We start from the raw sequence: 22,081 nt of genomic DNA, 5'->3' as shown, positions 1-22,081 counted from the left end.
ACGCTCCCCTAGCCGTGTTTGTCGAGACGTTCGTCTGTTGACAGCGTGCGTGCCTCCGTCGCCAGCATCACCGGAATGCCTTCGCGGATCGGGAACGCCATTGCGTCCTGATAACACACCAACTCGGTCTTGTCCTGATTCAGCTTCAGCTCGCCCTTGCACACCGGGCAGGCCAGCATGGCCACCAGTTTCTTATCCATTTCAGGTTCTCTCGGATTGATGATTAGGAAATAAGCCTTGGCACTCCCGTACCCGATCCAGAAATGCTTCGGCGAATGCTTCTGGCAGCGCTGCCGTCACCGACAGCACCCAGGCATTGTCCCCGGCGATCCCACGGCATTTGACCGCATCCTTGGCGGTCATTACCAGCCGGCTGCCGCCAGGCGTCTCCAGGTCCGAGGCGCGGAAGTTATGGTGGTCGGCAAACGCCCGACCAGACACCTCCGCGCCCAGCGACTCCAGTGTAGCGAAAAAACGCCCGGGATTGCCGATGCCCGCTACCGCAAACACCGGCTGGCCGCGCAGACTTTCGAGCGGTGCTGTTTCCCCGGTTTTCAGGTTGCGAAGTTCCGTGGGCTCCAGCGTCATGGTGAACTGGGCCGGGTGTTCCAGATCCTCCAGGGCTCCCCCGTTGGTGATCACGAAATCCACACCAGACAGACGCTCCAGGGGCTCCCGGAGCGGGCCGACCGGGATGCCCGCGCCATTGCCAATGCCGCGGGCGGCGTCGAACACGGCCAGCTCAATGTCGCGGGGCAAGGCGTAGTGCTGAAGGCCGTCGTCGCAGATCAGGATATTGCCCAGCCGCTGCTCGAGCGCCCACAGGGCACCCCGCTTTCGCTGCGGGTCGACCACCACCGGGCACCCGGTTTCCAGGTGCAGCATCACCGGCTCGTCGCCGGCGAGATTGGCGCTGGTGGTTTCGTTCACACACAGAGGATAGGAATCGGATCGACCGCCGTAGCCACGGCTCAGGATGACCGGTTGCCAGCCGTGGCCCCGCAAGAGGCCTACCAGCCGCGCCGTCAGCGGCGATTTACCGGTACCGCCGGCCGTCAGGTTGCCGACCACGATCACCGGCACCGGCAACGGGGCATCCTTCACCTTCCAGGCCTTTCTGCGCCGGCTCTCCGACACCATCCGGTAAAGCCAGGCCAGCGGATACAACAACCACAGCGGCCGCCGGGTACCGTACCAGAGACGGTCAACCAGCGAGCTCATGCGTGCTCGCTGAACTGCATCTGATGTAGTTGGGCGTAGGCGCCGCCGGACGCAAGCAGCTCATCATGACGCCCGGACTCGATGATCTGCCCGGCATCCATCACCAGAATGCGGTCTGCTTGCTCGATGGTGGACAAACGGTGGGCGATCACCAGTGTGGTGCGGCCCTGCATCACGGTTTCCAGGGCTTCCTGGATGTGGCGCTCGGATTCCGTATCCAGCGCCGAGGTGGCTTCATCGAGGATCAGTACCGGTGCGTTCTTGAGCAGCGCGCGGGCAATGGCGAGGCGCTGGCGCTGACCACCGGACAGCATCACGCCGTTGTCTCCGATCATGGTGTCCAGCCCTTCCGGCATACGATCGATAAATTCCAGCGCGTGAGCTTTGGAGGCCGCTTCACGGATTTCCTCCCGCGAACAATGACGCAACGCGCCATAGGCGATGTTGGCGGCGATGGTGTCATTGAACAGCACTACGTTCTGGGTCACCAGCGCGATCTGAGCGCGCAATGCCTGCAGACTGAAGTCCTTCAGCGAGTGACCGTCTATGCGAATATCGCCACCCGTGTATTCATAGAACCTGGGTAGCAGGCTGACCAGGGTGGACTTGCCGCTGCCGGAGCGGCCGACCAGGGCCACGCTCTGCCCGGCAGGAATATCCAGGGAAATGGCCCTCAAGACATCATCCAACTGGTCACGGTAGCGGAAGGAGACATTATCGAAGGTAATATCGCCGTTCACCCGTTCAGGGCGATAGCTGCCATTATCGTGCTCGGGCTCTTCATCCATGGTGCTGAACACGTCGTGGGCGGCAGCAACCCCCTTCTGAATCTTGGCGTGCACCGACGTGACCTGACGGATGGGCTTAGCCATGGTGGTCGCGGCAGTAATAAAGGCAATCAACTGGCCGGTACTCATTTCGCCGCGGATTTCCGGAGCCAGCATGGTCCACACCAGGGCCGCTATGGCCACCGCAACCAGCACCTGGATGACCGGAATGCTGATTGCCTGGGTGGAGGCCATTTTCAGACTCTGTTTGAGATTCTTCTCACTGACGTCGCGGAAGCGTTCCCGTTCATAGTCCTCACCCCCGAACGTACGCACAACCCGGTAGCCGGAAATGGATTCGGACGCAACATGGGTGATATCCCCCATCGAGCCTTGAATGCGCTTGCTGATCTTGCGAAATCGCTTACTGGCATAGCTCACTACAAAGCCGATGATGGGTCCGACAGCCACGAAAACCAGGGTCAGCTTCCAGTTGGTGTAGAGCATGAACCCCAGCAAGCCCAGGATGGTCAAACCTTCCCTCAGGGTAATGGTCACCGCATTGGTGGTGGCCTCGGCAACCTGCTCCACGTTGAAGGTGAGCTTGGACACCAGACGGCCGGAGGCGTTGTCATCGAAGTAACGTGAAGGCAGGCTCAGCAGGCGGTCGAATACCTGATTTCTCAGGGCATTGATCACTTGCCGCCCAACGTAGCTAATAAAGTACTGACTGAGGAAGGTACCGACGCCCCGGAACGCAAAAACGCCGACAATCAACGCCGTCAGCAGAATCCGGTTTTGTTCGGTGGGGTTCTCGATCGCTACGATGACGTATTCCATGGCAGCGGCCATACCGGTCGACGCCGCTGCGTAGATCACGTTACCCAGCACCGCGAGCGAGAACGCCAGCCAGAACGGTTTGACGTAGGCGAGCAGGCGCTTGTAGGTGGCCCAGTTGGAGGCAGTCGGGGCTTCCGCCACTACCGCCCTGGCGGATTCACTCACTGGCCGTCAGCCTCCCGCTCGGTGGTAATGCTCAGCTTGGCAAAACCGAGACGCCCGGCCACATCCATGGCACGCACCACAAATTCATGGGGTGTTCGGGCATCGGCGGTGATCACGTAGGGCAAGGAATTATCACCTTCGGCCAGCTCGCGCACCGCCCGCTCCAGCGTCTCCCGGCGGTTGTTCACCAGCGTGCGTTCATTGAGGATGTACTGGCCCTCGGCGTTAATCACTACGTCGATTTCCCGCACCTCGGTTTCAGCCCTTGCCTCGGCGCTGGCTTTCGGCAGCTCTACCTGCAAGTGGCTCTCTCGGGTAAAGGTGGTGGAAACCATGAAGAAGATCAGCAGCAGAAACACCACGTCAATCAGCGGTGTCAGGTCTACTCCCACTTCCTGGCTTCTCTGGCGCTTGAACTTCACGACGTTCAGGCTCCTTCGACATCAATTTCGCGGTCGCCGTGGACCACTTCCACCAGCTTGATCGCCTCCTGCTCCATACCCACGACCAGCTCATCGACGCGACGGATAAAGTAGCGATGACAGATCAACGCAGGAATGGCGACACTCAGGCCGGAAGCTGTTGTGATCAAGGCTTCGGAGATGCCACCGGCAAGGTTGCCAGCATCACCGACACCGGCCAGCTGGATTTCTGCGAACACCTTGATCATACCGATCACCGTGCCCAGCAGACCCAGCAACGGCGTAATGGTGGCGACAGTACCAAGCGGGTTGAGAAAGCGCTCCAGATCATGGATGACCTGACTGGCCTCATGTTCGATGCTTTCTTTCATGATTTCACGGCCGTGTTTGGCGTTCATCAATCCGCCCGCGAGAATCCGGCCGAGGGGAGACGAGCCCTGCAGGGCTTTGAGTTTGCGGCCATTGAGTTCTTTTTTCTTGATCCAGCGCCACAGTTCATTGATGGTCTGGGGGGGCGCCACCCGCGACGCTCTCAGCGTCCAGAAACGCTCGAGGACTATGGCAAGCGCCAGGATGGAACAGGCAACAATTGGCACCATCAGAATGCCACCGGCTTTCAACAGCTCGAACACGCTTGGTCTCCCTGATTGTTAACAAGCCGCGCTACTTTAGCATAGCTGCCGCCCCAGGCCACACCCGTTGTGTCACGGTATTTTACAATACTCCGTCATCGGTTACGGGCGGTCTGATCCAGAACGCAGCGCCTTCTCTCTGCAGGCCGATACCAATTCCTGTTTGCCCAAGTTCCAGGCGAATCGCGCCTGCTTCGGCCGTGTTTAGCTGGCCGCTGGTGGCTGCCCGATACCGCTCAACGACCGAGGGATGCGGATGCCCGAAACGGTGCCGGTAACCCGCGCTGTATATCACCCATTGCGGAGCCAGCGCCGCCACCCAGGCCTCGGATGATGACGTGTTGCTGCCGTGATGCGGGGCAACAATGACCCGTTGTGCGGCAGGCGCAATGGCAGGGACTTCGGCTTTCTGAGCCTTCAGCAGGCGCTTTTCAGTGGCGCGGGTGATATCGCCGGGCAGAACCACCTGCGCGCTGCCATCGGACAGCGTGATGGTAACCACGCATGAGGCGTCGTTGGCGGTATCGGGTTGCGGATGCTGCCAGAACCCCATGATCATTTCCCCGACGGCGCGGGCACGGACACTAGCGCATGGCCTGACTGCCGGCGCAGCCACAACGGGGCTCAACATCCCGCGCAGCCGCGCGGGCTCTCCGGAAATCACCTCACCCACAGGAAATGCCTCGAACAGGGCTGCCAGCCCACCGGCGTGGTCGCTGTCGCCATGGCTGACAATCAGCGTGTCGATGCGTCTCACACCCAGATGCCGCAGGTTTGGAATCAGCACCGATTCCACGGCGGAGAACACGCCAGGTATGGCGGGCCCGGTGTCGTATAGGATGACCCGATCCTGGTGACGCACCAGCACTGCCAGCCCCTGACCAACATCCCAGACACGGATTTCCACGGACTCCAGCCACGGATTCGGGCTTCGATCAGCCACCGAGGCGCCGCCAAGGAGCAAGGACACCGCTAGCCCGACCACCCATCGCACCCGATGGGACGGCAATACGAGCGCCGTGAGCATCAACAGCGACATCCCGCCAGCCACACCGATGCCCGGATTGCTCACGGGCATGTCCAGCGATGCCAGCCAGCTCAACACCTGCCAGAGCACTTCCAGCACGCCATCGAAGATCAGAAGCACCCAGCTCTGACAGGCAGGAAACAGCCACAGCAAGGCACTACCGGCTATCAATACAGGCATCACCACGATCGATACCCAGGGAATGGCAAACAGATTGGCAAGCAAGCCGGAATATGGCTGCCCATGCCCCAGAAACGCAAGGATCGGCCACAGCCCCGCGAAGACCGCGCCCTGGGCCAGAAGCAGCGCCGCCCACCAGTTCGGAGAGGCCAACCGCCCGGCAAAAACCGCCACCAATACCGTTACCGCACCGAAGGACAGCCAGAAGCCCTGATCCAGCGGGGCGAAAGGATCCAGCAACAGCACCAGAAACAGAGCCAGCGCGAGGCCTTGCCAGGCTGACACCTGGCGTCCTTTGAGCAGCACCCAGCTGGCGACCAGAACCATGATCAGCGCCCGACGGGTGGGCACGGTGAATCCTGCGGCAAGGGCATACACCAGACTGGCAAAGGCTACAGCCGCCAGCACCAGATAGCGTCCCGCAACCGGGGCCAAGAATCCTGCCGGCACCGCACTGACCAGACGCCTCGCGACAAACCCCGCGCCGATGGCGACCAGACCAAGATGCAGGCCCGAAATCGCAACCAGATGGATAGTTCCGGTCGCCTGCAGAACCTCCCAGTGCTCTGGCGTCATCTCGCCACGGTGGCCAATCAGCAGCGACGCCAGCAATGGATAATGTTCCACGCCGGCCATGACCGAGGCCACAGTACCCGCCAAGCGATGGCGCCAGGCCACGTAATAACAATGCAGACCGCAGGTTTCAGTGGTGTCCGCTGCTACCGCCCTGACCGTACCCGTTGCCCGGAAACCCTGCCGGAACAGCCAGGTTTCGTAGCGGAAACCCGCCGGATTGACCGCGCCATGGGGTTTCTTGAGCACAACGTCGAGTTTCAGCCGATGCCCGGGCAACGTTCGCCCTTCCACGCCATACCAGGCCAGCCTGATCTTTCCGGGCAGCTCGGCCTCGCCCGCCCCGGACGTGTGAGCGAGGTGCCAGCGAGTGACACAGAAATTGAACCGCAGACTATCGAAACTGCCCTGGGAGGGTATTCCGCACAGATAACCGGACACCGGCAACACCCGCCCCTCCAGAGCTACAGGCAGGGCTTGCTGCAGTCTTTGCGAGGTGTGCCATGTGGCCCAGGCCAGCCCAACCGCCAGGGCCAGAAGCAGACCGGCCAATGCGCCGATTCGCTGCAAGCGGAACCGGAAGACGGCGAACACTGCGGCAACGACGGCCGCAATCGGCCACGCCAGAGGTGGCACGACCGGGAACGTATAAAGTAAGATAACGCCGCAGGCAAATGCGACAAGACATCCGGACAATCCTTGTCCTCCTGATATTCCAGAGTTCCGGCACCACGCCACACCCCGGAACTGTCAATCTGAACAGGCAGAACGTCCAGATGCCAAAGAAGTTCATGAAACGCTACCTACCAAGGCCGGAGCGCGTCCGTTCGATGGAATCGCTACAGTTCCTGGGCGATATCCTTCATGAACCCAACCTATGGCACATTAACCGTCACAGTGTTTCCCGCGCCTTTCTGGTTGGCATCTTTCTGTGCTTTATTCCCATGCCGTTTCAGATGCTGGCGGCGGCTTTTTTTGCCATCTGGTTTAACGCCAACCTGCCCCTTTCCGTGGTGCTGGTGTGGATCAGCAATCCGCTGACCATGCCACCGATTTTCTATTTCAGTTACAAGGTCGGGGCCTACGTGCTTGACCGCCCCGTACTGAATTTCGAGTTTCAGGCATCCTGGGGCTGGATCAGCGAACGGTTACTGGACATCGGCATCCCGCTGTATTTCGGTTCGCTGATTGTCGCCACCCTGTCAGCCTGCTTTGCCTATCTGTTGATCCAGTTCCTTTGGCGCCGCAAGGTTCGCTCTGACTGGCAGGAACGCCGCAAATACAGGCGCCACGGACACTAACGCTCGGTCAGCAGCCGGCCCTGTTCCAGCCTCAACACCCGACCAAGACTGCGAGCCATCGCCATGTCGTGCGTCACCATGACAAAGGCAATGCCCAGGCGATCCCTGAGCGACTCGATCAACTGCTTGACCCCTTCCCCGGTATGCTCATCCAGATTCCCGGTCGGCTCATCCATCAACACGCACTCGGGTTCGTTCACCAGCGCGCGGGCAATGGCGACTCTCTGCCGCTCTCCACCCGACAGTTCGCCGGGCTTGTGGGTAAGCCGTGCGCTCAGCCCCACCTCCGCGAGAACCGCTTGCGCTTTTTCCCTCGCGGCCCTGACGGACATGCCCCCGAGCGCACACGGCATCATCACATTTTCAAGGGCGGTGAACTCCGGCAGCAGGTGGTGAAACTGGTAGACAAAGCCCAGGTGCCGGTTGCGGAAGCGCGCCCGCCCGGCCTCGCCCATGGCGTGAATATCCTGGTCACAGATGGTGATGTGGCCGGAGGATGGCTTATCCAGCCCCCCCAGGAGATTCAGCAGGGTGGTTTTGCCGGCGCCGCTGCTGCCGACAATGGCCACAGTTTCCCCGGCGCAGACCTGCAACGATATATCGGAAAAGATGGTCAGCTTTTCCGGGCCCGCATTGTAAGTTCGGGTCACCTGCCGGCAATCAATAACCAGGGCGTTCTCCGGCGTCGGTGCTGGGTGATCATTCATAGCGCAGGGCCTCCGCCGGATCCACTCGTGATGCCCGCCACGCGGGGTAGATGGTTGCCAGCAGGCTCATGGCCAGGCCAGCTCCGCTGATAATAAACACGTCCTGCCACTGCAGTTGCGATGGCAGGTAGCTGATGAAGTAAACATCGGCGCTGAGGAACTGGTGCCCCAGCGCACCCTCCAGCCAGGAGATGAATCCACTGATGTTCAGCGCCCCGAAAACACCGAGCGCCGTACCAACCAGGGTACCGAAAATGCCGATGACCCCACCCTGAATGATGAAAATCCTCATGATTCGCCCCGGCGTGGCGCCCATGGTGCGCAGGATGGCAATGTCTGCTGTCTTGTCGGTTACCACCATGACCAGAGTCGACACGATATTGAAGGCGGCCACGGCAACGATGAACATCAGCAGCAGCCCGATCATGGTTTTCTCCATGCGGATTGCCTGGAAAAGATTGCCGTGGGTCCGGGTCCAGTCCGAGATGAAATAGCGTCCACCCAAACCCCTTGCTGCCTGTTCTGCAACCCGCGGTGCGGCGAACAGGTCGTCCACCAGCAGCCGCACACCCTGGGCCTTGCCGCCGGTTCGCATGAGTTTGGCGGCGTCGTCCATATGAATCAGGGTGTAGTTGCCATCCAGCTCCGCCCCGACACTGAAAATACCTTTCACCGTAAACCGCTTCAGTCGCGGCAGCACACCGGCAGGGGTTACCGAGGCTTCCGGGAGGACCACCGTGACCTTGTCACCCGGTTGCAGGCGCAGGCTGGCAGCCATGATGCGGCCCACAATGATGCCAAACTCGCCGGATTTGAGATCGCCCAGGCTGCCCTCAATCATATGGTTCTCGATGATCGACACGTCGCGCTCCTGCTCGGGCAACACCCCGTTGAGCAGCACGCCGCGCACATCGCCGCCGCCGGTAACCATGCCCTGCCCCTGGATGAACGGCGCGGCAGCCAGTACCCGCGGGTGTTCCTCCACACGCCGGACCACGTCCTGCCAGTCCCCGATGTGGTCAGCTCCCTCAATCACCGCGTGTGGCACCATGCCAAGAATGCGCTGCTTGAGCTCGCGGTCGAAGCCGTTCATCACGGACAGCACAATAATCAGCACCGCAACACCGAGCATCAGCCCGATCATCGACGTCAGTGAAATGAAGGAAATAAAGTGATTGCGTCGCTTTGCCGCGGTGTAGCGCAAACCAACGTACAACGATAAAGGTCTGAACATGAGAAGAGGTGCCTGTTGCTACCTTCGGGTCATTCGGATTTCCACTCACACGGAATGAACGGAAACTGCTAAACTTTTCTTCATTAACAAAAAATGCTGCGCTTAAACGGAGCCGCAATGCCGTCACGCCCCCCTGCCAACGCGCCCTCTGCTCCGATACCATCTGCCGCCGGAGACCGTCGTGATTATTACCGGATAGACGACCGTATCGGCCTAGAAATCCAGCGAGCGCCCGCAGAAACCGCGACACACTCCAGCCCCTATAACGATGATCACCTGGGGAGTCTCCGCGCCGAGCTGAGGCGGCTTGACCAGGACGTGCGCTCGCAGCTTGCCACACTGGCTGAGCGTGACCGACTGCTGAGCTCGTTGATCAAGTCGTTGAACGGAAAGCTCGATACGCTGGCGCGCATTATGGCCTTTGAGCAAAATCCGTTGCAACCGGAGCACTGGCAGGATGTCACCCTCAGCGAAGGTGGCGTTGCCTTCACTGATGACGAGCAGGCGTGGGGCGAAGGGGATTTGCTGGCGATACGGATGACCCTGCCCCCGGAATTATTCCAGCCCCAGGCCGTTGCCCGGGTCATCGCCATAGCGGCCGGGAGCGCCGGGAAAGCACGGTTTCACACCGAGTTTACCGAGATCCACGATAGCGACCGTCAGCAAATTGCCCGTCATGTGATGCGGTGGCAGATCCGTCAGCGGCAAAAAGAGTAAACTGTCGGAATCGTGTGACTTTTGCCTGATTTTTACCGATATTACCTTTTATCCATGTCCTTCAGGGGCGCTCAATCACCATCGAAACCCACAGTCCAGGGAGATCCATACCGATGACAAAACCTGTACCAAAGCTGTTCGGCACCCTCACCTTGGCAGCGGCAATGGGCCTGACCCCACTGAGCCCTCTCATGGCCGAAGACATCACCATTCCCGTAGGCTCGCAGGCCGAGCGCAACCAGGCCGATCTGCCGCGCACCGGCATGACCCAGGCCAGTGTGCGAGACAACTGGGGCACCCCGTGGGAAATCCGCGGACCGGTTGGCGAGCCTCCCATTTCCCAGTGGCACTACGATGGATTTGTGGTTTACTTCGAGGGCGACCGGGTCCTGCATGCGGTATTGAATCCACAGCGCTAGGCACGAGACACTCCATCCCGGGGCGCGGTGCTACAGCACACCGCGCGGTTTTCCTTCATCCATATCCTGACGCAACGTCGTCCGTTGGTTAGAATGACGATTTTTTTTGCAATAGGTGGCTTTAAATTGACTAGCAAACGTGTGTTGCCCGCCGAATGGGCCCCTCAAAGCGCGATCATGCTGACCTGGCCGCACCCCGGCACCGACTGGTCCGGCATCCTTGACGACGTGGAGCCGGTTTTTCTGGAGATCGCCACGGCTGTTTTGGCGAGGGAGAACCTGATCGTCAGCTGTGAGCACGTTGCCCGGCTGCAGGAGCTTGAGCGGGAACTCTCCGCCTATGCCCGCGAGCGTCAACTGCCCGGGCGCGTAATCGCCGTGCCCGCTCCAGCGAACGACACCTGGGCCCGGGATCACGGTCCGATCACGGTGACCACAGACAGCGGCCCGCTGTTGCTCAATTTCCGTTTTAACGCCTGGGGCGGCAAATTCCCGTGGGAAAAGGACGACGCACTCAACCAGCACCTCTGCAATGCCGGCAGTTTCGGCACCACCCCCATGGCAAACGTGGACTTCGTTCTCGAGGGCGGCTCCATCGAATCCGATGGTGCGGGCACTTTGCTCACCACCAGTGAATGCCTGCTGACCCCGAGCCGGAATGCAACCCTTGACCGGGGCGCTATCGAGAATCTTCTGGGCGAAACCCTTGGTGCCGAGCGCATTCTGTGGCTCAACCACGGCTATCTTGCCGGTGATGACACCGACAGCCACATTGATACCCTGGCACGTTTCTGTTCCGAAGATCAGCTGTGCTACGTCGCCTGCCCTGACGTTGCAGACGAGCACTACAGCGCCCTGGCCGCCATGGAAGAAGAGTTACAGCAGTTCCGCCAGGCCGATGGCCGCCCCTACCGGCTGACGCCCCTGCCCTGGCCCGACGCCATCCATGACGATGACGGGCATCGCCTGCCGGCCACGTACGCCAACTTCCTGATCATCAACGGTGCGGTTCTAGTGCCAACCTACGACGTACCCCAGGACCAACAGGCGCTGGACATCCTGCAGGGGCTGTTCCCGGACCGCGACATTGTTCCAATCAACTGTCGCCCGCTGATTCGGCAGCACGGCAGCCTGCACTGCGTCACCATGCAGATTCCGGCCGGAGTGGTCACCCTATGAACCATGCTGCCCCTCAAACCTCGAGCACACTGAAGGTTGCCGCCATACAGCAGACCTGCAGCGACGACAAAGCCGTCAGCCTGGCGACCAGCGAACGGCTGATACGTGAGGCAGCCGCTGAAGGCGCGGAACTGGTGATCCTGCAGGAGCTGCATGCCACCCTGTACTTCTGCCAGACGGAAGATACTTCGGTGTTCGAACTTGCCGAACCGATACCGGGGCCAACCAGCCACACGCTTGGCGCACTGGCCGCCGAACTCGGCATTGTGCTGGTGGGCTCGATCTTCGAGCGCCGCATGAACGGCGTCTACCACAATACGGCTGTGGTGTTTGAGCGCGACGGCCGCATTGCCGGCATCTATCGCAAGATGCACATACCGGACGACCCCGGTTTTTACGAAAAATTCTATTTCACCCCCGGCGACGCCAGCTTCAACGACGGGCGCAGCGGCTTTACACCGATCGAAACGTCCGTCGGAAAACTTGGTGTGCTGGTCTGCTGGGATCAGTGGTATCCGGAGGCCGCCAGGCTGATGGCACTGGCCGGTGCGGAGGTGCTGATCTACCCCACCGCCATTGGCTGGGATATGACAGACGAGGCCTCCGAGCAGGCCCGCCAGCTTGATGCCTGGGTGACGGTGCAGCGGGGCCACGCGGTGGCGAACAACCTCCCGGTTATCGCACCCAACCGGGTAGGCACCGAAGCCGACCCTTCCGGGCAGTCCGGTGGTATCCGCTTCTGGGGGAACAGCTTTATCTGTGGTCCGCAGGGAGAGATTCTCGCACGGGCAGATGACGCCTCCGAGACCATTCTGCACGCCGCCATTGATCGCCACCGCAGCGAATCGATTCGGCGCATCTGGCCGTATCTGAGAGACCGACGCATCGATGCGTACGGCGACATCCTCAAACGGGTACGGGACTGACTCCTGCATGAAAAAAATGATCGACAGCGTAGTAACCGAGCTCAACACCATTCTGTTGGGCAAGGAGCAGCAGGTCCGCCTGGCCATCTGCGGCCTGCTGGCGCGGGGCCATCTGCTGATTGAAGATATCCCCGGCATGGGGAAAACCACCCTGTCCCACGCACTGGCACGGATCATGGGGCTGAGTTACCAGCGCATCCAGTTTACCAATGACCTGCTCCCGTCCGACGTACTGGGTTACTCCATGTACGACAAGGAAGCAGGTTCACTGGTCTTTCATAAAGGCCCGATCTTTGCCCAGGTTGTGCTGGCAGACGAAATCAACCGCGCCTCACCACGCACCCAGAGCGCCTTGCTGGAAGCCATGGAAGAACGGCAGGTGTCGATTGAAGGCGAAACCCGGCCGCTGCCCCACCCCTTCTTCGTGATCGCGACCCAGAACCCCATTGAACAGGGCGGTACCTATCCGCTGCCCGAATCCCAGCTGGACCGCTTCCTGATGCGACTGCGCCTGGGCTACCCCGATCCGAAAGCCGAGCGGGAGCTGCTGGAAGGTGAGGATCGCCGCACCCTGACGGACAAGCTGCCGACGTTGCTGAGCCAGCAGGACCTTGAATCCCTGCAGGAGTCCATCAGCCGTGTGACCACCAGCCCGGCGTTGCTGGATTACGTTCAGCGACTGCTGGAACAAAGCCGCCGCATGCCGGGACTGCTTTACGGACTGTCTCCTCGCGCCGGCCTGGGATTGGTGCGCGCCGCCCGGGCCTGGGCCCTGATGGACGGCCGTCATCACGTGCTGCCCGACGATATTCAAGCGGTTTTTCCGGCCGTTGCAGAGCATCGGCTGGAACAGGGAGAGTCCGGGAAGAGCAAGGAACGGGTCAGGCAACTTCTTGCCTCGGTATCTGTCATTGAGTGAATAGCATTCGTTAATGACAGGAATTGCCCAAAATTACTGGAACATCACCCGGTTCGTGATAGCCTTCAGCACTTTCCAGAACTGTATCGATAACGTTTTCCACCCTGTTGAATCGAGATTTTGACGAGAGACCCACAATGAGCGAAACCAAACATTCCCGACTGATCATCCTTGGCTCCGGCCCCGCAGGCTACACCGCAGCGGTTTACGCCGCCCGGGCCAATCTCAAGCCGACACTGATCACCGGTATTGAAGTGGGTGGCCAGCTCACCACCACCACCGACGTGGACAACTGGCCCGGTGACAATGACGGCGTTCAGGGTCCGGAGCTGATGCAGCGCATGCTCAAGCACGCCGAGCGCTTTGAGACCAACGTGGTCTACGACACCATCAACGAAGCTGACCTGCGCAATCGCCCCTTCCGCCTCAAGGGCGATAGCGGCGAATACACCTGCGACGCCCTGATCATTTCCACCGGCGCTTCCGCCATGTACCTGGGCCTGGAATCCGAGGAAAAATTCAAAGGCCAGGGCGTATCCGCCTGCGCCACCTGCGACGGCTTCTTCTACAAGAAACAGAAAGTCGCGGTTATCGGTGGCGGCAATACCGCAGTGGAAGAGGCATTGTACCTCTCCAACATCGCTGACGAGGTCACCCTGGTACACCGCCGCGACAGCCTGCGCGCTGAGAAAATCCTGCAGGACAAGCTGTTCGAAAAGGCCGAGAACGGAAACGTCAACATCGTGTGGGACCACACCCTTGACGAGGTACTTGGCGACGGCACCGGCGTCACCGGCATGCGCATCAAGAGCACCAAAGACGGCAGTACGCAGGATCTGGATCTGGCCGGCGTCTTCATCGCCATCGGTCACAAGCCGAACACCGACCTGTTCACCGGCCAGCTCGACATGGAAAACGGCTACATCAAGATCCGTTCAGGCCTTGAGGGCATGGCCACCCAGAGCAGCATCCCGGGCGTCTTCGCCGCCGGCGACGTGGCTGACCACGTATACCGCCAGGCCGTGACCTCCGCAGGCTTCGGCTGCATGGCGGCTCTGGATGCAGAGAAATTTCTGGACCAACAGGACTGATCTACACTGAGGAAAGCAACTCAGAAGCTCGACGAGGGCCTCGGGTGCAAGCGGCTGAAACTGTGCGGAGCCATGGATGGCGGAGCCAAGCGTACAAGGACGTATCCACAGCGTGTTTCAGCCGCTTGTACCCGAGGCCCGCTACTCCGGAATTCGGTTTGCAAGTCACTGAAAGCAACGGATCCGAATGACCTCACTACCCTGGATAGACCCTGACCACCTCTGGTTTCCTCCCGCCGAAGAAGCCCTCGACGAACCGGACGGGCTACTCGCCCTGGGTGGCGACCTCTCTACCGAACGCCTGATCCTCGCCTACCGCAACGGCATTTTTCCCTGGTTCAGCGACGACCAGCCCATCCTCTGGTGGTCTCCCGATCCAAGGTGCGTGTTATTTCCCGATGAGATCCACGTATCCCGCAGCCTCAGACGCACCCTTAACCGTGGCTATTTCACGGTGACCTGCGATCAGGATTTCCGCAAGGTTATCCGGCTGTGCGCGGACACCCGAACCGAAGGCACCTGGATCACCGACGACATGATCCATAGCTACACCCAGCTGCACCAGCAAGGCATTGCCCACTCCATCGAAGTGTGGAATCCCGGCCGGGAACTGGTGGGCGGCATGTACGGACTGGGCATCGGCCAGTGCTTTTTCGGGGAATCCATGTTCTCGCTGGAAACCAACGCCTCCAAGGTGCTGATGGTTCACCTGGCCCATCAGCTTGATCAGTGGGGCTACCGCGTTATGGACTGCCAGGTCGAGAGTTCTCATCTGCTGAAAATGGGTGCACGAAGCATTCCCCGAAGCGAGTTTTTATCTATACTCAGAGCAGGTGTCGACCGCTCTCCGAACCAGAGCTCCTGGCAACTCCAGTGGCAATGGCCCGGGCCCGGAGGAGTGCATGAGTAATCTCAGAACCCTGGTATTTTTCGCCACACCACCCCACGATTGCAGTTACCTGCCGAATCGTGAGGCCACCACCATGTTTGTGGATCCCAGGGCGAATATCGACAAGAAACTTTATAGCCAGCTCACAGCGCTTGGCTTTCGCCGCAGCGGCTCGCATTATTACCGGCCCCACTGCGAATCCTGCAATGCCTGTATACCGGTTCGACTGAGGGTCGACGACTTCCTCCCGGACCGCAGTCAGCGGCGGGTACGTGACCGGAATGCCGACCTGACCTGCGAATTGGTGCCTGCAAGTTTCACCGAGCGTTACTATCAGCTCTATGCCGATTATATCGAGCAGCGCCATGCCGACGGTGACATGTACCCGCCTTCCCGGGAGCAATTCACATCCTTTCTGGTGGAAGGCGCCACCGACTCCTGGTTTCTGGAGATACGCCTGGCCGACAAGCTGGTCGGCCTCGCCGCCGTTGACCTGCTCGACGACGGGCTGTCTGCCATTTACACGGTTTTTGATCCAGCGTATGAAGCCCGCAGTCTCGGCACCTTTGCCATTCTCTGGCAGATAGAGGCCGCCAGAACCCGGGGATTGCCACACCTTTACCTCGGTTACTGGATTCGCCAGTGCCGGAAAATGAACTACAAAACCCGTTTCCGGCCCATAGAAGCCCTGCGGGATGGCCAGTGGCAGGTACTGGAGCGCAACTGATTTTGCTAAATGGCGACAATTCAGGCAGAATTGCGCAATTTAAAATCAAGGCAAGTTAATTCCAAACGAGGTTTCTACTGAATGGCGAAATCAGATGTCATTGAAATGGAAGGCGTTATTGTTGATACCCTTCCGAATACCATGTTCCGTGTGGAGCTGAGCAACGGCCACGTTGTGACCGCCCACATTTCAGGCAAGATGCGGAAAAACTACATCCGTATACTGACCGGCGACAAGGTAAAAGTTGAGCTGACCCCATACGATCTCAGCAAGGGACGCATCGTTTACCGCGCCCGTTAATCGTCAGCGTGACATCTGAAAAGCCCCGGATCCGGGGCTTTTTCAGTTTTGAACGCACTCATTCCCGATCTTCAGCACTGCACTCTCCCGCTCCGGGGTTGGTATAACACCGGACCTTCCTGAGGATGGTCATCATGCTGTCGTCGTATACACCCGCCGCCAGCATGCCACCGCCCTCCGTCGAATTCTGCATGTCGATACGCACGCTGCGCAGCATCTCCTGATACCCGCGAATGGACGCCGGTGAGATATCCACCCAGCGCTCGTCGGGTATCGATTCTTCGTACTGGCGAATCACCCGGATCGATTCCGGATAAAGACGGGCAACATTCTTTCGAGACCGGCGCACAAAACGTTCATCGAACTCCCCCTCCCTGGCCACCAGTTGCACGGTCACCTGGCCTACCGGATATTTTACGATGCCGCCCTGGTCACCCATGCCGCGAAACATCTCGAGCACCTCGTACGCCGCGGCCGGCGCGTAACTGATGTCAGCCTCACCGGAATTGAACAGTCGGGCAAAGTTCGAGATTTTCGCGTTCACCGGTATAGCGCCAACATACTCAACCATGTGGCGGGCATCGTGGTGACCCTCGAACACGGTAATACGCTTGCCCTCAAGGGCATTGACGTGATCGATCCGGCGATCATTCACAAACAGGTAAGCCGCACCCATCGGGGCGACCCCCAGTATCTGGAAGCCGTTCTGGGCAAGATGCTCGTCCACCCGCGGGCTGGACAGGATATGCATCAACACCCGCAAATCCTCGTAATAAGGCACCGCCCCTATGGCGCTGATAGAGCCTGTAAAATCGTTGAAATGGCGAACACCCATATCGGTGAGTGCAACGATATCGCAATACCCCGCCCGAAAATCGGCAACGGCCCGGTCCTCGTCGGTGTAGGGCTTCATCGTCAGCTTCACGCCCGTCTCAATCATCTTGCGCTGGTATTCCTGCAAGGTCTTGTAAACAAAGCCACCGGCACCCGCGACGTCAAATACACAGAACTGTTTCTGTTCAACAGCCACTGCCGGGGTCCAGACCAACAGACCCAGTGCGCCTGCCAGCAATGCAGCGAGAAACCTCATTCGTCTGATTCCTTGTCATTGTTGTTAGTGAGCCCCCTCGGAAACCGCTTCATCCGGCGGAGCTTTCTAAACTGACAGAGATCAGCCTTGAATGGATTGACAGGGCCGCCATTGCATCGGTTAAAAAGCGGTCAACTGCAAAAGGCAGGGGCATAAAAAAACCGCGCCCGGAAAGGCGCGGTTTCTGCTTTACACTCCAGAGGCGGATTTACACCGCTTCGGCGGGCTCATCCTCGTAGTCGAACACCAGCTCGTCGTCCCGCAGGTGAATGTGCACGTCACCACCCTTCTCTGACAGGCGACCGAACAGGATCTGCTCGGCGAGAGGGCGCTTGATCTTGTCCTGAATCAGCCGGGACATCGGTCTTGCACCCATAGTGACGTCGTAGCCTTTCTCGGCAAGCCACTGTTTCGCTGGCTCGTCCACGTGGAGTACCACGTGCTTCTCATCCAGTTGCGCCTGCAGCTCGGTAAGGAACTTGTCCACCACATGGGTGATGGTTTCCTTCTGCAGATCGGCGAACTGAATGATGCCATCGAGACGGTTACGGAATTCCGGCGTGAAGGTCTTGCTGATAATTTCCATACCGTCCGAGCTGTGGTCCTGCTCGTTGAAGCCGATGGACCGACGCGCCATGCTCTCGGCACCGGCGTTGGTGGTCATCACCAGAATCACGTGGCGGAAATCCGCCTTGCGGCCGTTGTTGTCCGTGAGCGTGCCGTGGTCCATCACCTGCAGTAACAGGTTGAAGACTTCCGGATGCGCCTTCTCGATCTCATCCAGCAACAGCACACAGTGGGGATGCTTGTTGACCGACTCGGTCAGCAAGCCACCCTGGTCGTAACCCACGTAGCCCGGGGGCGCACCAATCAGGCGGGAAACTGTGTGGCGCTCCATGTACTCGGACATGTCGAAACGCACCAGTTCGATCCCCAGAACCTTGGCCAGCTGCTTGGTGACTTCGGTTTTGCCGACACCGGTAGGACCGGCAAACAGGAAGGCGCCCTCGGGTTTCTCCGGTGCTTTCAGGCCAGCACGAGCCAGCTTGATTGCCGTGGACAGCGATTCGATCGCCGGGTCCTGTCCGAAGACCACCATCTTGAGATCCCGCTCCAGATTGCGCAGCAGGTCCTTGTCACTGGTGGACACATTTTTCGGCGGAATCCGGGCGATATTTGCCACCACATCCTCGATATCGGGCACGTCGACGGTCTTCTTGCGTTTACCCTCAGGCATCAGCCGCTGGCGCGCGCCGGCCTCGTCAATCACGTCGATTGCCTTGTCCGGCAAGTGACGGTCAGTGATATAGCGATCCGCCAGTTCCGCCGCCACCCTGAGGGCCTTGTCGGTGTACTTGAGGTCGTGGTGTTTCTCGAAGTTCGGCTTCAGGCCGCGAAGGATCTGGTAGGTGTCCTCAACACTCGGCTCGTTGACGTCGATTTTCTGGAAACGCCGCGCCAGCGCGCTGTCCTTCTCGAAGATACCGCGGAATTCCTGGAACGTGGTGGAGCCAATACAGCGGATCTCTCCAGAGCTCAGCATGGGCTTGAGCAGGTTGGAGGCATCCATGACGCCGCCGGACGCCGAACCCGCACCGATGATGGTGTGAATCTCATCAATGAAGAGAATGGCGTGCTGCTCTTTCTTCAGTTCCGCCAGCAGGCCTTTCAGTCGCTTCTCAAAATCCCCCCGGTACTTGGTACCGGCCAGCAGCGCGCCCAGATCCAGCGAGTACACCACGGCGTCCGAGATGATTTCCGGCACCTGACCGTCCACGATGCGCTTGGCCAGGCCCTCGGCGATGGCGGTTTTGCCCACGCCAGCCTCACCTACCAGCAGCGGGTTGTTCTTGCGGCGGCGCACCAGTATCTGGACGACGCGCTCCACTTCGTGTTCGCGACCGATCAGCGGATCGATCCGGCCTTGGCGGGCCTGCTCGTTGAGATTGGTGGCGTAGCTTTCCAGCGGGCGGGACGCGCCGCTCTCCTCGGCGCCTTCCTCGTGGGAGGCCTGGTCATGGCCTTCCTGGTCTTCGGCGCCCTGCACCCGCGAGATGCCGTGGGAGACAAAGTTCACCACATCAATCCGGGCGATGCTCTGCTTCTTGAGCACGTACACCGCCTGGCTTTCCTGTTCACTGAAAATAGCCACCAACACGTTGGCGCCGGTCACTTCTTTCTTGCCGGAGGACTGCACATGAAACACCGCGCGTTGGAGTACGCGCTGAAAACCCAGCGTGGGCTGGGTTTCCCGCTCACTGTCGCTGCTCGGAATCAGGGGCGTTGTGGAGTCGACAAATTCGACAAGCTCTTCCTGCAGCTGCTTCAGGTCTGCACCACAGGCTTTCAGGACACCCACCGCCGATTCATTGTCCAGCAGGGCCAGCAAAAGATGCTCCACCGTCATGAACTCATGGCGCTTGTCGCGGGCATTTTTGAAGGCCGTATTCAGCGTAATTTCAAGATCTTTGCTCAGCATGGGCCACCCCTGGGTCTATCAGTCCGCACGTTCAATCTCGCAAAGGAGCGGATGTTCGCATTCCGAAGAATACTGATTCACCTGTGCCGCCTTTGTTTCTGCGATGTCACGGGTATATACCCCACATACGGCTTTTCCTTGCGTATGGACGAGCAGCATCACCTGCGTCGCCTTTTCTTCGTTCATACCGAAGAATTTCATTAACACATCCACCACAAAATCCATGGGGGTGTAATCGTCGTTCAGGAGCATCACCCGAAAGCGCGCAGGGCGCTTGAGGGCTGGCTTCTCGGGAGCAACACTGAGGTCGTCCTGACGCCCTGGCTGTTGTTCGTCCTCCCCCTGATTCAATACTAGTAGAGAATTCTGGATAGTCCTCATGATTCTTTACCGGAAGTCGGTGCCCTTGCCTGTAATGTGGTTGTGAGTCGTCCGCTTTTCAAGCTTGCAAGCCGAGCGGACGTGCGCTGGTTATCAATACGCTCATGATAACGCTTCCGCCCCCTCTTCAACCATACATTCGAGCAATGTCCGCTATTGACTCGCAGACGATATTGGTCAACAGTACAGGTGCAATGTAAAATTATGTAAATCGGTGTAATCTATTTGTATCCACGGAAGCATCCGTATCAGGTAACCCGATATCACCCGTGCAAGGCTCAACGCATGGCAATAACACCAATAACAGTGATTGACAGTGAAGGAACAGGGGAGTTCATCATGCCAAAGGGCAAAGTAAAGTGGTTCAACAATGCCAAGGGTTACGGTTTCATTATCGAGGACGGCTGCAGCGATGATCTGTTTGCCCATTTCTCCTCGGTGCAGATGGACGGCTACAAAACCCTGAAGGCCGGCCAAACCGTCACCTTTGACAAAAAACCCAGTGACAAGGGTATTCACGCGGTCAATATTGTGCCGGATGAGCAGCCACAGAAAGGCGCTCAGGCCAGCGCAGGCGATTCCCGGGAAAAGCAGTCTGACGCGGAAGCAGGATCGGACCGCGAAGGCAGCGACCGCCCGACCGAACCGCGAGCCGTGAACGCCTGAATCTTCGCCGGCTCCCTGACAAGCCGGCCAGATCAGATTCGGCAGACTCTCTGGCCTCGAATCACCGAGGCCCCAGGCCGGTTTGTGTAACGACTCGGGATTTCTTCTTTTCCTCTGCAATGGCTTCGGCTACCCTCTAGCCATGGCAACCCTGATACTCTTCAACAAGCCCTACCAGGTCATGAGCCAGTTTACGGATTCAGATCATGAGGGCGCTCCCCGCGCAACCCTTGCAGACTGGATCTCCGTCCCCGGCGTTTACCCTGCCGGCCGGCTGGATTACGACTCGGAGGGGCTGCTGCTGCTTACGGACGATGGTCAGGTGCAGCACAGAATTGCCTCTCCCCGCCAGAAAATGCCCAAAACCTACTGGGTGCAAGTGGAAGGCAGCATCACCGACGAAGCCCTGGCCAAATTGCGCAACGGCGTCGTTCTGAAAGATGGCAAGACATTCCCTGCCAAGGCCGAGGCCATGCCCGAACCCGAGCTGTGGCCCCGTCAGCCACCGGTGCGGCACCGAGAGTCTATACCGACATCCTGGCTGACCCTCACCATTACCGAGGGCAGGAACCGCCAGGTCCGGCGGATGACGGCTGCGGTCGGCTTCCCTACCCTGCGACTGATCCGCTACCGCATCGGTGACTGGACACTGGACAATCTGCCACCGGGCCAATTTCGCAAACTCAGCATTCACGCGCCAGCCCCCTCACCGGTCGCCCGCCGCCGCGGTACTCGGCGATCTGGCTCTGGCAGATCAACCCGGAGACATTCATCGCCATGACCTGGAAACCCCATGCCACCGTCGCCGTGGTGGTTGAAGACACGGAAGGCCGGTTTCTGCTGGTCGAGGAAATCAGCAGTGGCCTGGTCGTATTCAACCAACCCGCAGGACACATCGAGGAAGATGAGGCCATTCTGGACGCCGTGCGCCGGGAAACCCTCGAAGAGACCGGATACAAGGTAGAACCGACCCACTTCCTTGGGCTCTACACCTACAAGGCGCCGGCCAATGGGGTGACTTATCACCGATTCTGCTATTCCGCCAGGGCACTGGAAAAGGTCACCGATCAACTCGACGACGGCATCATCGCCGCGCACTGGCTAAGCCTCGAGGAGATCGCCGGGCTTGGAGACCGGCTCCGCAGCCCGCTGGTTCTGAGATGCATAGAAGATTACCGAAACGGGCGGCGCTTCCCGCTGGATGTGGTGGTCGACGCTGAGACGTGAGT

24 protein-coding genes are annotated in these 22,081 nt (G+C 59.5%); 13 read left to right on the top strand and 11 right to left on the bottom strand.

What is annotated here, in order from left to right:
* Positions 1–8 precede the first annotated feature (8 nt).
* The 6 genes from DYI22_RS14170 to DYI22_RS14145 all read right to left on the bottom strand — a co-directional run bounded on the left by DYI22_RS14170 (position 9) and on the right by DYI22_RS14145 (position 6,523).
* Positions 9–200 carry a Trm112 family protein gene (locus tag DYI22_RS14170; protein WP_213478740.1) on the bottom strand — a complete coding sequence of 64 codons (192 nt, stop codon included), beginning with the start codon at positions 198–200 and terminating at the stop codon, positions 9–11.
* A 1-nt stretch (position 201) separates the two neighbouring features.
* The gene (gene lpxK, locus DYI22_RS14165; RefSeq protein ID WP_213478739.1) at positions 202–1,221 is read right to left on the bottom strand and encodes a tetraacyldisaccharide 4'-kinase; all 1,020 of its coding nucleotides are present in this window, start codon (positions 1,219–1,221) and stop codon (positions 202–204) included.
* Positions 1,218–2,993: a lipid A export permease/ATP-binding protein MsbA gene (msbA, locus tag DYI22_RS14160; protein WP_323132921.1), complete on the bottom strand. Its 1,776-nt coding sequence runs from the start codon at positions 2,991–2,993 to the stop codon at positions 1,218–1,220. The genes lpxK and msbA overlap by 4 nt, the downstream gene beginning before the upstream one ends.
* Complete coding sequence (locus DYI22_RS14155; RefSeq protein ID WP_213478738.1) at positions 2,990–3,415, bottom strand: ExbD/TolR family protein; 426 nt, start codon at positions 3,413–3,415, stop codon at positions 2,990–2,992. Before DYI22_RS14155 ends, msbA begins: the two co-directional genes overlap by 4 nt.
* Positions 3,416–3,420: 5 nt before the next feature.
* Positions 3,421–4,047: a MotA/TolQ/ExbB proton channel family protein gene (locus DYI22_RS14150; RefSeq protein ID WP_213478737.1), complete on the bottom strand. Its 627-nt coding sequence runs from the start codon at positions 4,045–4,047 to the stop codon at positions 3,421–3,423.
* Positions 4,048–4,129: 82 nt separating this feature from the next.
* A complete protein-coding gene (locus tag DYI22_RS14145; RefSeq protein ID WP_213478736.1) occupies positions 4,130–6,523 on the bottom strand; it encodes a DNA internalization-related competence protein ComEC/Rec2 in 2,394 nt (797 codons plus the stop codon).
* Between the two features lie 134 nt (positions 6,524–6,657).
* Here DYI22_RS14145 and DYI22_RS14140 point away from each other — a divergent pair, with 134 nt between their 5' ends.
* Entirely contained in the window at positions 6,658–7,128 is a 471-nt protein-coding gene (locus DYI22_RS14140; RefSeq protein ID WP_416234603.1) for a DUF2062 domain-containing protein, read from the top strand.
* On the opposite strand, the gene DYI22_RS14135 is transcribed toward DYI22_RS14140, so the two are convergent.
* Positions 7,125–7,835 carry an ABC transporter ATP-binding protein gene (locus tag DYI22_RS14135; protein WP_213478734.1) on the bottom strand — a complete coding sequence of 237 codons (711 nt, stop codon included), beginning with the start codon at positions 7,833–7,835 and terminating at the stop codon, positions 7,125–7,127. The two genes, DYI22_RS14140 and DYI22_RS14135, sit on opposite strands and share 4 nt — an antisense overlap.
* Positions 7,828–9,069 carry a lipoprotein-releasing ABC transporter permease subunit gene (locus DYI22_RS14130; RefSeq protein WP_213478733.1) on the bottom strand — a complete coding sequence of 414 codons (1,242 nt, stop codon included), beginning with the start codon at positions 9,067–9,069 and terminating at the stop codon, positions 7,828–7,830. Before DYI22_RS14130 ends, DYI22_RS14135 begins: the two co-directional genes overlap by 8 nt.
* Before the next feature lie 117 nt (positions 9,070–9,186).
* Here DYI22_RS14130 and DYI22_RS14125 point away from each other — a divergent pair, with 117 nt between their 5' ends.
* From DYI22_RS14125 to infA, 9 genes are all read left to right on the top strand, one after another.
* Positions 9,187–9,786, top strand: a complete 600-nt coding sequence (locus DYI22_RS14125; RefSeq protein ID WP_213478732.1) for a PilZ domain-containing protein — start codon at positions 9,187–9,189, stop codon at positions 9,784–9,786.
* Between the two features lie 113 nt (positions 9,787–9,899).
* Positions 9,900–10,205, top strand: coding sequence for a hypothetical protein (locus tag DYI22_RS14120; protein ID WP_213478731.1), 306 nt, complete (start codon positions 9,900–9,902; stop codon positions 10,203–10,205).
* Positions 10,206–10,331: 126 nt separating this feature from the next.
* The gene (locus DYI22_RS14115) at positions 10,332–11,384 is read left to right on the top strand and encodes an agmatine deiminase family protein (RefSeq protein WP_228301039.1); all 1,053 of its coding nucleotides are present in this window, start codon (positions 10,332–10,334) and stop codon (positions 11,382–11,384) included.
* A complete protein-coding gene (locus DYI22_RS14110; protein ID WP_213478729.1) occupies positions 11,381–12,310 on the top strand; it encodes a carbon-nitrogen hydrolase in 930 nt (309 codons plus the stop codon). Before DYI22_RS14115 ends, DYI22_RS14110 begins: the two co-directional genes overlap by 4 nt.
* Before the next feature lie 7 nt (positions 12,311–12,317).
* Positions 12,318–13,229, top strand: a complete 912-nt coding sequence (locus tag DYI22_RS14105) for an AAA family ATPase (protein WP_213478728.1) — start codon at positions 12,318–12,320, stop codon at positions 13,227–13,229.
* 137 nt (positions 13,230–13,366) lie between these two features.
* Entirely contained in the window at positions 13,367–14,320 is a 954-nt protein-coding gene (gene trxB, locus DYI22_RS14100) for a thioredoxin-disulfide reductase (RefSeq protein ID WP_213478727.1), read from the top strand.
* A gap of 187 nt (positions 14,321–14,507) precedes the next feature.
* Positions 14,508–15,230, top strand: a complete 723-nt coding sequence (gene aat / locus DYI22_RS14095) for a leucyl/phenylalanyl-tRNA--protein transferase (protein WP_213478726.1) — start codon at positions 14,508–14,510, stop codon at positions 15,228–15,230.
* Positions 15,223–15,936, top strand: coding sequence for an arginyltransferase (locus DYI22_RS14090; protein WP_213478725.1), 714 nt, complete (start codon positions 15,223–15,225; stop codon positions 15,934–15,936). Before aat ends, DYI22_RS14090 begins: the two co-directional genes overlap by 8 nt.
* Before the next feature lie 81 nt (positions 15,937–16,017).
* Positions 16,018–16,236, top strand: a complete 219-nt coding sequence (gene infA / locus DYI22_RS14085; RefSeq protein ID WP_008938619.1) for a translation initiation factor IF-1 — start codon at positions 16,018–16,020, stop codon at positions 16,234–16,236.
* A gap of 58 nt (positions 16,237–16,294) precedes the next feature.
* On the opposite strand, the gene DYI22_RS14080 is transcribed toward infA, so the two are convergent.
* From DYI22_RS14080 to clpS, 3 genes are all read right to left on the bottom strand, one after another.
* The gene (locus DYI22_RS14080; RefSeq protein WP_213478724.1) at positions 16,295–17,326 is read right to left on the bottom strand and encodes a putative solute-binding protein; all 1,032 of its coding nucleotides are present in this window, start codon (positions 17,324–17,326) and stop codon (positions 16,295–16,297) included.
* 208 nt (positions 17,327–17,534) lie between these two features.
* A complete protein-coding gene (clpA, locus tag DYI22_RS14075; RefSeq protein WP_213478723.1) occupies positions 17,535–19,805 on the bottom strand; it encodes an ATP-dependent Clp protease ATP-binding subunit ClpA in 2,271 nt (756 codons plus the stop codon).
* Between the two features lie 18 nt (positions 19,806–19,823).
* A complete protein-coding gene (clpS, locus tag DYI22_RS14070) occupies positions 19,824–20,186 on the bottom strand; it encodes an ATP-dependent Clp protease adapter ClpS (RefSeq protein WP_213478722.1) in 363 nt (120 codons plus the stop codon).
* 339 nt (positions 20,187–20,525) lie between these two features.
* On the opposite strand from clpS, the gene DYI22_RS17645 reads away from it, so the two are divergent.
* The 3 genes from DYI22_RS17645 to DYI22_RS14055 all read left to right on the top strand — a co-directional run bounded on the left by DYI22_RS17645 (position 20,526) and on the right by DYI22_RS14055 (position 22,079).
* Positions 20,526–20,852, top strand: coding sequence for a cold shock domain-containing protein (locus DYI22_RS17645; RefSeq protein ID WP_323132920.1), 327 nt, complete (start codon positions 20,526–20,528; stop codon positions 20,850–20,852).
* A 142-nt stretch (positions 20,853–20,994) separates the two neighbouring features.
* Positions 20,995–21,633 carry a pseudouridine synthase gene (locus tag DYI22_RS14060; protein WP_213478721.1) on the top strand — a complete coding sequence of 213 codons (639 nt, stop codon included), beginning with the start codon at positions 20,995–20,997 and terminating at the stop codon, positions 21,631–21,633.
* On the top strand, positions 21,630–22,079 hold the full coding sequence (locus DYI22_RS14055) for an NUDIX hydrolase (RefSeq protein WP_213478720.1): 450 nt from the start codon (positions 21,630–21,632) through the stop codon (positions 22,077–22,079). Before DYI22_RS14060 ends, DYI22_RS14055 begins: the two co-directional genes overlap by 4 nt.
* The last annotated feature ends 2 nt before the right edge of the window (positions 22,080–22,081 follow it).

It is taken from the genome of Marinobacter lipolyticus, from assembly GCF_018424605.1.
Taxonomy (GTDB): Bacteria; Pseudomonadota; Gammaproteobacteria; order Pseudomonadales; family Oleiphilaceae; genus Marinobacter; species Marinobacter lipolyticus_B.
This window is presented reverse-complemented; position numbering and strand designations above follow the sequence as displayed.